Here is a 12,202-nt window from a genome sequence, read left to right on the forward strand (position 1 = left end):
AGCGGTCACGGACCTCACGTCAGGGGCTGCACCCGGGAGCGCAGCAGGCAGAACTCGTTCCCCTCGGGATCCGCCAGCGGGTACCAGCTCTCGGTGCCCGTCTGGCCGATGTCGACGTGCCTGGCCCCGAGCGCGAGCAGCCGTTCCAGCTCCGCTTCCTGGTCGCGGTCGGTGGCGTTGACGTCGATGTGCAGGGGCAGCTTCCCCTTGCGCGGCTCGCTGCTCGCGCTCAGCACGAGCGTAGGCTGCAGCCCGCCGAAACCGGCGTCGGGCGGCCCGATCTCGATGGTGCCGTCGTCGTCCCGGTCGAGCTCGACGTAATCGAGGACCTCGCTCCAGAACGCGGCGAGCCGCTCGGGGTCCGCGGCGTCGATGACCAGTTCGGTGATTCGGCATGCCATGTGCGCAGCATACGGGCCGCTCCCCGGCCCCGCGCGGGCGGCCGCGCGCCCGGGGCGGACTGTCAGTGGCGGCTGAGAGGCTGGGGTCATGGACAGGGACGAGGAGTTGCTGCGCGGCCGGGTCTACGGCACGGAACACGACGATCCGCACCCGGGGCCGCGGCCGGGACGGGACTATGCAGAGCTGGTCGGCGGCCCTCTGGACGGGCTGCTGCTCGACATCACCGGCTGGAGCCCGCGGGAGATCGCCGCCGGTGCGGCCCTGCCCACCGAGCTGGGCCGCTTCGGCGCCGGCGGCCGCGCCACGTATGCCCCCGCGCCCGGTTCTCCGGCGCGCTGGGACTGGGCGGGCGACATAGCCTGAACGCCGGTGTGGCCGCCCGGACTTCGGGAAGCGGAATCCGGCCTGGCGGCGCGCATGCCCGACGTAGGGTGCCGCGTATGAAAATCTTCGGATGGGTGCTCTTCGTCTGCGGCCTGTACTTTCTCGTGCAGGGATTCGTGATGCCGATGATCGCCGAGCGATCGGACGTGGAGAGCATCGAGTTCCAGCAGATCCGCGAGTCCAGCTCGTTCCTGGGTATCGGCCTCATGATCGGGGCGGTCGCCTGCGGCGTACTGGACCGCAGCCCCGGCGGCGCTGCCCGGCACACTGCGCAGCAGCCCCCGTCGTACCCGGCCCAGCAGCCCTACGGTGCCCCGCCGCCCCCGCAGCAGCCGCACGGCGGCTGGGGCCCGCCGCCCGCGGGATGACTCCCGTTTCCGCGCAATCCGTCAGGGGGTGACGACGGCGAAGTCGGGGTCGGGCTTGTCGAGGACGGAGAGCAGGGTGCGCAGGACGCCCAGGTCGCCCGTGTGCTCGATGTCCTCCGGATCCTCACCCGCCAGCAGCGTGAGCAACTGGGGCTTGGTCAGCGTCAGCACCACGTCGGCCGGCTCTGCGGGCTGGCCGTCAAGACGGTGGTGGGTGAGGGCCCCGTGCGAGAGCGCGGCGCGGTGGCGCTCGCCGAGGTCGGTGACGTGCCAGTCCAGGGTGAGATGGAGATCCCACGCCCGGGGGCCGTCGACGAGGATGGCGACGGAGTCGAGAAGCTGGTCCACGCTGAGGGCGGCCATCAGGCTGCTCGCGGCGATATCGGTCCGCGCGACGCCTTCGCGCAGCTCGCGGGCGCCGACGAGATAGCAGTTGCGCCAGGTGGCGCACTCGGCGCCGTGGCCGAGCCGTTCGAAGACGCCGGCGAGCGTGTTCCTGGCGCCGGTGTGGTCGGGATCGGCGAAGACCGCGTGCTTGAGGAGCTGCGCCGCGAAGCGCAGATCTTGGTTCTCGGCGTACGTACTGGCCTTGGCCACCAAGGCGTCGACGCCGCCCATGCACTCGGCATAGCGCTTGGCCGTCTCGGCCGGCGGGTGCTCCCACAGCGAGGCGGGGTGGCCGTCGTACCAGCCGAGATAGCGCTGGTAGATCGCCTTGACGTTGTGGCTGACGGTGCCGTAGTAGCCATGCGTGTGCCAGGCCGCGGCGAGCGACGGCGGCATCTCGATGATCTCGGCGATCTCGGTGCCGGTGTAGCCCTGGTTGGCCAGCCGCAGTGTCTGGTCGTGCAGATAGGCGTACAGATCCCGCTGCTCGGTCAGGAAGTCGCGCATCGCCCCCTGCCCCCAGGTCGGCCAGTGGTGGGAGGCGAACAGCACGTCGGCGCCGGCGGCGAAGAGCCGTAGCGCCTCGTCGAGATAGCGGGCCCACACGCGGGCGTCGCGGACGAGGGCGCCGCGCAGGGTGAGGATGTTGTGCAGGTTGTGGGTGGCGTTCTCGGCCATGCACAGCGCCCGGTGATCGGGCAGCAGGAAGTTCATCTCCGACGGGGCCTCGGTGCCGGGCGTCATCTGGAAGACGAACCGCACGCCGTCGACGGTCTCGGTCTGCCCGGTGTGGGTGACGTCCGTCGTGGCGGGCAGCAGCGCGGGCGTACCGGTCGAGGCGGTGAAGCCCAGTCCCATGCCGACCAGCCCGGCCGGACCGCGCTCCAGGTTCATGCCGCCGTAGTAGAAGCCGCGGCGCAGCATCGCGGTGCCGGCGTAGACGTTCTCCGCCACGGCGTGCTCCAGATACCCGGCCGGGGCGAGGATCGGCACGTCCGCGTCCGGGTCGAGGACCCCGAGGATGCCGCCGAAGTGGTCGAGGTGCGAGTGCGTGATGACCACGCCGGTGACGGGCCGGTCGCCCCGCTGCGCGCGATACAGGGCCAGCGCCGCGGCGGCGGTCTCCCGCGAGATCAGCGGATCCACGACGACGACCCCGCGATCGCCCTCGATCAGGGTCATGTTCGACAGGTCGTACCCGCGCACCTGCAGAACGCCCTCGGCCACCTCGTACAGCCCGGCACGCGCACACAGCTTCGCCTGCCGCCACAGGCTGGGGTCGACGGTGTCGGGATGGTTGCCATCGGGAAGAGAACCGAGGAAGGCGGTGTCGTCGAAGTCCCACACCACCCGCCCGTCCGCGGCCGTGACCTGCCGATCGACGGGGCCGGCGAGGAAGCCGCGGTCGGCGGCCTCGAAGTCCGCGGGGTCGCTGGGGTCGGGCGTGGCCATGCGGGTCCTCCCACGGGGGTAAGTGCCGTGATACCAGCCTCTGCCAGGCAGATACGGCGGACTCCCCGGGCCGGGCCGTTCGAGTGACACGCGTAGAAGTGCCGTCTCTTCGAACCTGACGATCCGAATCCTTGTGATCGTGTCCCGGTCAGGTCACCAAACAGTCACACCGGAAGACACGAGCCGCCGCAGTCGGACAGGATTCACCGGTCCGAACACGTATTTGCTAGGGGAATCATGCACAAGCGCACTGCCCGTGTTTCCGCTCTTGCTGCGGCTGCGGCGGCTCTGACCTTCGCCGTGGCCGGTTGCGGTAGCGACAGCGAGCCGGATGAGGCAGCCTGCAAGGACGCCATCACCAAGCAGTTGAAGGACTACCAGGCGGGCGACGAGAACGCCGCCGACGAGCGTCCCGGTGACTGCGAGGGTATCGATGACAAGACCGCCGAGCGTCTGGCTCAGGAGGTCGCGAAAGAGGAGATGAAGGGCATCGAGGACTCCCTCGACGCTCCCTGACCGTAACCGGAGCCTGCCTGGCGCGAGGGCGCGTACGCCTTGCGCGCCGGGCGGGCCCGCTCGGCCGACCGGGTGGTCCACCGGACCCGTGCGGGCGGATCAGCGCCCCGGGCCGCATGATCGCGGCACGGGCGCGCAGTCTGCCGGCATGAACAAGATCACCCGCTTCCTGCGCGCGAAGCTGTCGACCGCCGTCGCCACCCTGGCGCTCGTCACGGCAGCCACCTTCGGCGGCACCCTTCCCGGCGCCGCCACCGCCCTGGCCGCCGACACCGACTCCGCGCCCACGACGCCCACCGCTCCCGTAGCAGCGCCGACGCTGCGCGAGCAGGCCGACGCCATCATGAACCTCACCTACGGGGAATTCGCCGAAACCCCGCACGTCCCCCTGTTCAACTGGACGACCGACGGCTGCTCCGTCCCCACCGGCTACGCCCCGTACAGCGAGGTGTTCCACCCCGCGTGCGTCCTCCACGACTTCGGCTACCGGAACTACGGCGACAACCACGAACTGCAGCTCAGCCCCACCCGCGAAACGAAGAACTGGATCGACGGCCGCTTCCGCACCGAAATGCGCCGCATCTGCGACGACCGCGACACCTCCCGCCTCCCTCACCTCACCTGCATCAACGCTGCCGAGGTGTACCGAGGCGGTCCAACTGGGCGGCGACAGCTCGTTCTTCTAGGGCATCCCGAAGCCACGCGGAGATCGGCAACGCCCCACCGCTGATCTCCGCCCGGGGGCAGACCGCGCCCATGCCCTACGCCGGCTCGGACGCCTCTCTCGGAGCCCCGCTCCTCCTCTACGCCCCACACGGCACGGACCGCGCGTCCAGATTCCTCACCCCGGACGGCCCCTGGCACAGGCGGGCGGAACGCCAACCGACCATGCGCCTCAACTCCCCGCAGGACCGCCTCGATTCCACCGAGCCGCTGTACCCCTACGCTGCTAAGAGCGCCCCCTACATACGGAACGCGGAAAGATGAGGCGCCGCCGCGACCGCCAGGTCTTGGGGTGGCCTTGCGTCGGACGGTGGGGATCTCCGCCGACCGTACCCGTGCGGGGACGGCGTGAGTCTGCGGCGCGGGGTCAGGCCTGGCCCGTTTCGAAGCGGCTGATCTTGCCGTCGGTGATGGTGAAGGTCCAGCGGGTATGCATGCTGCCCCAGGTGATGTTCGTGTACGTGGCGACCAGAGAGCGGCCGTCGGCGGACACCGCTTCGAGGTCCATGCGGCCCTCGGCCGAGAAGATCTCCCGCTCGGTCCAGGGCACGAGGCCGTATTCGGTGCCGTCGTCGGACATCGTGGCGTCGTCGGTGAGCACGGCGAAGAAGGCGCCGCGGTCGCCGGCGTTGACGGCGGCGACGAAGACCGCCACCGCCGGGTCGAGGGTCTGGGCGGTCATGCGCAACTCCCGTAGGTCGTTGGTGAGTATGTGTGGATGGACGCGGCCTGCACCAGCGACTGTGCATAGAGCGAGTCGGCGGGTCCTGGGCGTGCGTACTCGGATGCAAGCCGTTCCATCAGCATCGTCAGCAGCGGGTCGGTGAAGTGAAAGCGCGGCACCGGCTCGAACCGCCTCCGGCGGCCCTCCTCGGCCGCCATCTGCTCCAGCCACGTCGGTTCCAGCCCCAGTAGCAGCAGTTCGACGTCCTCCTGCCACCGCGGCCGGGAGGCCCAGCCCGCCGGGTTGATCAGCGCCTCCCCGGAGCGGAACCGCTCGCGGCGCGCCGCCCCGTCCGCGGACCACCGCAGGTTCGCCGACCGCCCGGTGGGCACCACGAGTACGTGTACGGGCGGCCCGACGGGCAGCGGGGCCGTGTCCGACACCCCGGCAGCCCGCTCCACCACGGCGTGGCCCAACTCCCGCCTGCTGCAGTGCAGACACTCACATGAGGCTTAATGCATGAACCACTCATCGGGCGATTTTCCCGCCGGCCCATCCCGGCCGCAGCAGAAGTCCGCGCGTGCATCGTTTCACCGCGCGCGCATCACCCGAATCGATCCGCTGCACGCATCGCCCGCGCTCGCCAGGGCGACGTGACACCGCCAAGTGCCGTGGCCCGGTGGCTACTCCACGCCGACGTGGACCGGGCCGCCCCGGGGCGAGACGTCGTTCAGCAGGGTCGAGGGGATCCGGAAGGCGCGGCCGGGGGCGGCCGGCCAGGGGAGCCGGCGGGTGGCGACGGTTCCGGCGTCCTGCCGGACGGTGATCTTGGGGAAGCGGATGAAGGTGTCGGTCCACAGCAGCAGCCGCCCGCGGGGTGGTGCGGGATCGCCGGGGCGCAGGATCTGCGGGGTGATCCAGCGGAACGGCTCATTCGCGATCAGGCGGACGCCGTCGGTCGGCTGATTCTCGCCGTGCAGGTCGCGCCGGATCTGCTCGGCGACGTGGCGGCCGTCGAGAGCGGCGATGTCCGCGGTGTCGACCGGGTGGAGGAGGTTGCCGGCGGCGTAGATCCCGGGGCGGCTGGTGCGCAGCGCGGTGTCCGTGAGCGGGCCGAGGGTGCCGGGGTCGAGGGTGAGCCCGGCTGCGCGGGCCAGTTCGTGGTCCGGGATCCAGTCGCCGGTGAAGACCACGGTGTCGCATGCGACCGTGCGGCGGCGGCCGGTGTCGAGGTGCTCGATCTCCACCGCCTCGCAGCGGGTCTTGCCGATGATGCGGGTGACGCGGCTGCGGGTGGCCACGGGTACGCGCAGCGCCGTCCGCCCGGCGGCGTTGAATACGCCGTAGGACTCCGCCTTCGGGTGCTCGCTGATCATCAGGGCGGGGGTGCAGCCGGCTTCGCGGAGGGTGAGGGCGGCGGACCAGCTCACGAGTTCGCCGCCGACGATCACGGCGCGTTTGCCGACGGGCCGGTGGTGGAGGTGGACGAGATTCTGCAACTGGCCGGTGGTGAGGACGCCGTCGGGTCGGTCTCCCGGGACGCGGCGGGCTGTGCGGGGGCGCTCGCGTGCGCCGGTGGCCAGCACGATCGCCTTTGCGCGGATGCGGTAGCGGCCCTCGGGGCTGGTGACCTCGACCGTATCGCCGTCGGACCAGCCGGTCACGGTGGTACGGGTGCGGATCTCGGCCCCGGCCGCGGCGGCCCGGCCGACGAGGAGGCGGGAGTACGCGGGCCCGGACAGCACGCGGTGCAGATCACGCAGCCCGTAGCCGGTGTGGTCGCTGTGCCGGGGGACGCCCCCGGCGGCCGGCTCGCGGTCGACGACCAGGACCTTGCCGCCGTGGTCGGCGGCCAGCTCGGCGGCGGCGGTCAGCCCTGCGGGACCGGCACCGATCACGAGCACGTCGGGGGTGAGCAGAAGCGGCTGGTGAGTCATCGGTCGTCCCCGCTCGGGTGGTGGCAGCCGTCGTGGGTGTGGTGCTGCTCGTGCAGGGCGGCCACGGCTGCGCCGCAGTAGAAGCCCTGGCAGCGGCCGTTCATGGCGCGGGTTCTGCGGCGCAGGCCGTTCAGGGTCCGCGCGGGGACGGCGGCGTGGCAGGCGTCGCGGATCTCGCCTTCGGTGACCCGTTCGCAGAAGCAGGTGAGGGTGCCGTAGGCGGGGTCGCGGGCGATGAGGTCGGCGTCCTGGTACGGGCGCGGGGAGGCTTCGCCGATGTTGGGCATCCGCGGCGGTTCGGGCAGTGTGTCGCGGGCCCGCATGGCCAGACCGGCGGCTGCCAGCAGTCCGCGGACGTGCTCGGCGATGGCCATGCCCGCGGTCAGCCCCGTGGAGCGGATGCCTCCGACGAGGACGTAGCGCTGCTCGGGGGTCGTCTCGATGAGGTAGTCGGGGTGGTCGATCGCGGCGCGCAGACCTGCGTAGCTGGCGGTGACCTCCTCGGCCAGCAGCCGCGGCATCAGGCGTTCCCCCTTGGTGAGGAGGAAGCCGAAGCCCTCTTCCGAGGTGGCCGTGGCGGTGCGGTCGGTGAGGTCCTCGGCGGTGGGGCCGAGCATCACGTTGCCGTAGACGGTCGGGGCGATGAGCACGCCCTTGCCGCGGGACGTGGGCACCGGAAGGATGATCTTGTCGGCGAGCGGGCGGGCCAGCTTGTCGAAGACGAACAGCTCGCCGCGGCGGGGGGTGACCGTGAAGCGGTCGTGGCCGAGGAGGCGGTCGATGTGGTCGGCCCCGAGGCCGGCCGCGTTGACGACCCAGCGTGCCCGTACGTCACCCGCCGCCGTGTGCAGGGTGGTCGCCTCGTCTCCTCCGTCGATGCCGGTGACGGCGTGCTGGAGCAGGAGGGTGGTGCCGCGCTGCTGTGCGTCGGTGGCCAGCGCGAGGTTGGTGGTCCAGGTGCAGATGATGGCTTCGTCCGGGACGGTCAGACCGCCCAGTGCCCCCTCGCCGAGGTCGGGCAGCATCCGGTAGACCTCGTCGGCGCCGACGATCCGGCAGTGTTCGTAGCCGTTGGCTTCGGCCTTCTCCTTCAGCTCGGGCAGAGCCTGGAGCTCTTCGCCGGTCCAGGCCACCAGGATGGCTCCGGTGCGTTCCACGGGGATGCCGGTGGCCTCGGCGTACGCGCCCAGCAACCGGTAGCCGCGGGCGACCAGCTCGGACTCGAGGGTGCCGGGCTTGGCGTCGAAGCCGGTGTGGAGGATGGCGGTGTTGGCTTTGCTGGTGCCGTCGCCCACGTCGTCGCGGGCTTCGAGCAGGGCGACGGCAAGGTCGTAGCCGGACAGCTCGCGTGCGATGGCCGCGCCGACGATGCCTCCGCCGATCACGGCGACGTCGTAGATGTCGTCGTGCGGACGATGGGGGGTGGCGGTCATGTGCGATCTCCCTTGGCGGCTTCGGCCGCGGCGGCCCAGGCGGTGCGGAACTCGTCGGCCCGTTCCCGGGACCAGCGGGGTTCGTAGACGGTGGTCGGCTGCCAGTCGCCGACGGCTTCCTTGAGGGTGAGCGTCGGGTCGAGGGCGCAGCGCGCCAGGGCGGCCGCGCCCAGGGGGGTGGCGTGGGCGTGGGGGTAGACGTCCACGGGGATCTGCGCGATGTCGGCCTGGGCCTGCATGAGGGCCGCGGAGTTGGTCAGGCCGCCGTCCGCGCGCAGCCTGCTCAGCGGCCGGCCGATGTCGCCGGCCACCAGTGTGCACAGGTCGGCGACCTGTGCCGCGATTCCCTGCAGCACCGCCGAGACGAGGTGCTCGCGGCGGGTGGCCAGGGTCATGCCCGTGAAGGAGGCGGTGGCGTCCGGGGCCCACCAGGGGGCGGCAAGCCCGGCGAACGCCGGCACACACAGCACCCCCTCCGTAGCGGAAACGGCGAGCGCGTCCAGTTCGGTCGCGGACCGTACGAGGCCGAGGTCCTGCAGCCAGCGCACGGCGGAGCCGACGGTGTAGACCTGCCCGTCCACGCAGTACGTGGTGTCGCCCTGCCGCTGCCAGGCCACCGACGTGGTCAGCCCGGCGCCGGAGCGCACCGGGTTCCGGCCGGTGTTGGCCAGCAGGAACGCTCCGGTTCCGTACGTGCACTTCGCGGAGCCCGGCTCCAGGCAGCCTTCGGCGACCAGCGCGGCCTGCTGGTCGACGACGAGACCGGCGACGGGCACCGCCGGGCCGAAGGCCGAGGTGGTACCGGCGATCTCGTCGGACGCCACGATGCGGGGCAGTCGCTCGCTGCCCAGGCCGAACAGATCGAGCAGCCCGTGGTCCCAGGTGGCTCTGTCGAGGTCGAGGACGAGGGAGCGGCTGGCGGTGGCGGCGTCGGTGACGAACTCGCCGGTGAGGTGGTGCACCAGCCACGTGTCGGTGGTCGTCACCACCCCGTCGCGGGTGAGGTGGCGGCGTAGCCAGGCCATCTTGGGCGCGGAGAAGTAGGGGTCGAGAACGAGCCCGGTGCGCCGGGCGATGTCGCCGGCCCGGTCGGCCAGTTCCGCGCAGACGGATTCCGCGCGCCGGTCCTGCCAGACGATGGCGGGGGACAGCGGTGATCCGGTGGCCGGATCCCAGGCCAGGACGGTTTCGCCCTGGTTGGCCAGGGCTACGCAGTCGATCGGCCGGCCGGCCTCGCGGACGGCTCGGCGGCCGGTGCCGAGGACGGAGCCGAGCAGTTCCTGCGGGTCCTGCTCGACGCCGCCGCCGGGGAGGTAGGTGGGGCGGATCGTCTCCTCGGCGATCGAGACGATCCCCTCCCCGGCGTCGACGACGATGGCCTTGGTGCCGGAGGTGCCCTGGTCGATGGCGAGGATCGCGCTCATCGAGCATTCCCTTCCGCGGCCTTGGGCCGCGGGATCGCGGTGTCGGCGGTGTCCAGCGACCGGTCGACGTCGGCCAGATCGGGCATGGTCAGTCCGGCACGGCCGCTGCGGAGCAGCAGACCGGCGAAGTACACGGCGCCGATCGCGAACAGGACCAGCACGTAGATCCACGGAGCCCGGAACGAGGCGTCGCGGAAGATCAGCAGTTCGTAGACCAGCCAGACGGTCGCGACGACGAGCACCGGGATCTCCCAGCGGCCCAGGGTGAATCCCCGGGACGGCGGCAGGGAGCGGCGCTTGGCCGCGTACATCGCGACGGTTCCCGCGTAGATGAGGGCGGGCAGCAGGGTGGCGGCGGAGAACAGCTCGAACAGTGCGTCGGTGGACTGGGAGAAGACCGCGAGGATGATCTGGGCGATGAGCATCATGAACACCGAGGCGTTCAGCGGCGTCGCGGTGCGCGGGTGGATACGGCGCAGCAGCTGCCAGCCGGGGAAGCGTTTGTCCCGGGACATCGCGTACACCAGCCGGGTGCCGCTGAGGGTGATCACGAGCCCGCACGAGAAGATCGAGATCACCACGAGGACCAGGAGGATCTTGCCCACGACCGAGCCGAGCACGGCGGTGATCACGGTGGCCACCGGGGTGGCCGAGGTGCCGACGCCGTCGACGCGACCGGCCGCGGCGGTGATCGCGACCAGGAAGAGCAGACCGAGCACGCCCAGGGAGATCACGGCCTGCACCATGGCCCTGGGGATGACGCGGGCCGGGTTCTTGGTCTCCTCCGCCAGGTTGGCCGCCGACTCGAACCCGACGATGGTGAACGCGCCCAGCAGGAACGCCAGGGCGAACGGCCCCGCCTCGGTGGCACCGCCCAGCGCGTAGTACCCGCTCTCGGGCACCGGCCCGGCCTCGAAGAGGTGACCGAAGTCCAGCTTGCCGGTGAGGGCTCCGACGGCGAACAGCAGCACGGTCAGGGCGATCATGCCGATGAGCTGCACGGTCACCGCCGTGCTGTTGACCCGGTGGGTGACGCGCGTCGAGGCGGCCACCAGGACGGCCTGGAGCAGTACCACGACGGCCGTGATCACCCAGGCGTTCTGGGTGGTGCCGACGTACTGGAACAGCTCCGGGAGGATGGTCGAGGCGATGGTGTAGTCCACGGCGACGAGGACCACCCCCAGGAAGGCGAACGAGACCCAGCCCATGATCCAGCCCCATACGGGCCCGACGATCCGCGACACCCACTGGTAGGAGTAGCCGCTGATCGGGATCCTGGCCGCGAGGGCGCCGAAGACGAGGGCGATGGACAGCTGGCCGATCACGGAGATCGGCCAGGCCCAGATGCCACGGGGGCCGGAGGTGCTCAGGACCGCCCCGTAGGTGGTGAAGATACCGGTGGCGATGGAGACGAATCCGAAGGCCACGGAGAACGAGGCGTACCAGCCCAGCTCGCGCGCCATCCGTTGCTGGGGCGGGCCGCCGTCCTGGCGGGCCGGCTCCGCTCCCGGGGGACGTGCCTCTACGTCTGCCATAGCTCGACCGCCTGACCGTTCATGTGGATATCTGACCGAAGATTCCTGTGATTGTGGATCCGTGCCCGAGCATAGTCAAGGGCTCGATGTGGGCGTCCTCCGTGCTGAGACAGGTCGGCTTGGTCCGGCGTCGGGCCGATGCGGTCTTAGGATGCAGTCACAGCTCCACAAAAACGGTCACGTATCCAAGGGGTGAGTCGTGCTCGCTGCCGAGCGACACCGCAAGATCGTCGCCGAGATCTCCCGGCGCAAGTTCGTCACCACCGACGACCTCACCACCCTGCTCGGTGTGTCCCAGGAGACGATCCGCAGGGACCTCGCCCTCCTCGAACGGCGCGGCGCCCTCACCCGGGTCCACGGCGGCGCCACCAGCCGCCAGGAACCGGTCGGGGAGGAGGCGTCCTTCGCGGAGCGCAGCGGCACCCTCGCCGACGAGAAGGTGGCGATCGGCAAGGCCGCGGCAGCCCTGATCAAGCAACACCAGACCGTCGTCATCGATGTCGGCACCACCGCCCTGGAGGTGGCACGCGCCCTGCCCGCCGACCACGCCGGTGTCATCGCCACCCCCTCCCTGCTCGTGGCCGCGGAAGTCAGCACTCGCCCGGGAGTCGAGGTACTGGTCAGCGGTGGCCGGTTGCGTGCGGGGGACCTGGCCTGTTCCAACGTCCGGGCGGTGGAGTTCTTCAGCGATCTGCGCGCGGACATCGTGTTCGTCGGCTCCGGCGGAGTCGCCCAGTACGGCCTGACCGACTTCCATCTGGACGAGGTCGCCACCAGGCGCGTCATGCTCGCCAACGCCTCGCACCGCTGCGTGCTCGCCGATTCGAGCAAGCTCGGTCGTACGGCCGTGCACCGGGTGTGTGAGCTGAACGGGTTCGACACCCTGATCACCGACCAGCCGTGCCCGCCCGAGCTCGACACCGCTCTCGGCCTGGCCGGTGGGCACGTCATCGTGGCCAGGCGCGCGCGCCGCTGAA

The 12,202-nt window shown here is 71.1% G+C and carries 13 protein-coding genes; 5 read left to right on the forward strand and 8 right to left on the reverse strand.

The window, feature by feature from the left end; translation table 11 throughout:
* Nucleotides 1-14: 14 nt before the first annotated feature.
* Nucleotides 15-401 carry a VOC family protein gene (locus ABGA99_RS11715; RefSeq protein WP_347577724.1) on the reverse strand — a complete coding sequence of 129 codons (387 nt, stop codon included), beginning with the start codon at nt 399-401 and terminating at the stop codon, nt 15-17.
* An 88-nt stretch (nt 402-489) separates the two neighbouring features.
* Between ABGA99_RS11715 and ABGA99_RS11720 the strand changes: the two genes are divergently transcribed.
* Together ABGA99_RS11720 and ABGA99_RS11725 are read left to right on the forward strand one after the other, a co-directional pair.
* Entirely contained in the window at nt 490-765 is a 276-nt protein-coding gene (locus tag ABGA99_RS11720) for a hypothetical protein (protein WP_347577723.1), read from the forward strand.
* A 77-nt stretch (nt 766-842) separates the two neighbouring features.
* Nucleotides 843-1,154: a hypothetical protein gene (locus ABGA99_RS11725; protein WP_347577722.1), complete on the forward strand. Its 312-nt coding sequence runs from the start codon at nt 843-845 to the stop codon at nt 1,152-1,154.
* 21 nt (nt 1,155-1,175) lie between these two features.
* On the opposite strand, the gene ABGA99_RS11730 is transcribed toward ABGA99_RS11725, so the two are convergent.
* Nucleotides 1,176-2,993, reverse strand: coding sequence for an alkyl sulfatase dimerization domain-containing protein (locus tag ABGA99_RS11730; RefSeq protein WP_347577721.1), 1,818 nt, complete (start codon nt 2,991-2,993; stop codon nt 1,176-1,178).
* A 237-nt stretch (nt 2,994-3,230) separates the two neighbouring features.
* Between ABGA99_RS11730 and ABGA99_RS11735 the strand changes: the two genes are divergently transcribed.
* Both ABGA99_RS11735 and ABGA99_RS11740 read left to right on the forward strand, forming a co-directional pair.
* On the forward strand, nt 3,231-3,509 hold the full coding sequence (locus ABGA99_RS11735; protein ID WP_347577720.1) for a hypothetical protein: 279 nt from the start codon (nt 3,231-3,233) through the stop codon (nt 3,507-3,509).
* Nucleotides 3,510-3,657: 148 nt separating this feature from the next.
* Nucleotides 3,658-4,239, forward strand: coding sequence for a phospholipase A2 (locus ABGA99_RS11740; protein WP_347582595.1), 582 nt, complete (start codon nt 3,658-3,660; stop codon nt 4,237-4,239).
* Nucleotides 4,240-4,599: 360 nt separating this feature from the next.
* Here ABGA99_RS11740 and ABGA99_RS11745 read toward each other — a convergent pair whose 3' ends face one another.
* The 6 genes from ABGA99_RS11745 to ABGA99_RS11770 all read right to left on the reverse strand — a co-directional run bounded on the left by ABGA99_RS11745 (nt 4,600) and on the right by ABGA99_RS11770 (nt 11,225).
* On the reverse strand, nt 4,600-4,914 hold the full coding sequence (locus tag ABGA99_RS11745) for a nuclear transport factor 2 family protein (RefSeq protein WP_347577718.1): 315 nt from the start codon (nt 4,912-4,914) through the stop codon (nt 4,600-4,602).
* Nucleotides 4,911-5,339, reverse strand: coding sequence for a hypothetical protein (locus ABGA99_RS11750; protein ID WP_347577717.1), 429 nt, complete (start codon nt 5,337-5,339; stop codon nt 4,911-4,913). The genes ABGA99_RS11745 and ABGA99_RS11750 overlap by 4 nt, the downstream gene beginning before the upstream one ends.
* Nucleotides 5,340-5,579: 240 nt before the next feature.
* Nucleotides 5,580-6,833: an NAD(P)/FAD-dependent oxidoreductase gene (locus ABGA99_RS11755; protein WP_347577716.1), complete on the reverse strand. Its 1,254-nt coding sequence runs from the start codon at nt 6,831-6,833 to the stop codon at nt 5,580-5,582.
* On the reverse strand, nt 6,830-8,266 hold the full coding sequence (locus ABGA99_RS11760) for an NAD(P)/FAD-dependent oxidoreductase (protein ID WP_347577715.1): 1,437 nt from the start codon (nt 8,264-8,266) through the stop codon (nt 6,830-6,832). Before ABGA99_RS11760 ends, ABGA99_RS11755 begins: the two co-directional genes overlap by 4 nt.
* Complete coding sequence (locus ABGA99_RS11765; RefSeq protein WP_347582596.1) at nt 8,263-9,690, reverse strand: FGGY family carbohydrate kinase; 1,428 nt, start codon at nt 9,688-9,690, stop codon at nt 8,263-8,265. The genes ABGA99_RS11760 and ABGA99_RS11765 overlap by 4 nt, the downstream gene beginning before the upstream one ends.
* Nucleotides 9,687-11,225, reverse strand: coding sequence for an amino acid permease (locus ABGA99_RS11770; protein WP_347582597.1), 1,539 nt, complete (start codon nt 11,223-11,225; stop codon nt 9,687-9,689). Before ABGA99_RS11770 ends, ABGA99_RS11765 begins: the two co-directional genes overlap by 4 nt.
* Nucleotides 11,226-11,424: 199 nt before the next feature.
* Between ABGA99_RS11770 and ABGA99_RS11775 the strand changes: the two genes are divergently transcribed.
* Nucleotides 11,425-12,201, forward strand: a complete 777-nt coding sequence (locus ABGA99_RS11775; RefSeq protein ID WP_347582598.1) for a DeoR/GlpR family DNA-binding transcription regulator — start codon at nt 11,425-11,427, stop codon at nt 12,199-12,201.
* The last annotated feature ends 1 nt before the right edge of the window (nt 12,202 follow it).

The sequence above is a fragment of the Streptomyces sp. B5E4 genome (genome assembly GCF_039871555.1).
GTDB lineage: Bacteria > Actinomycetota > Actinomycetes > Streptomycetales > Streptomycetaceae > Streptomyces.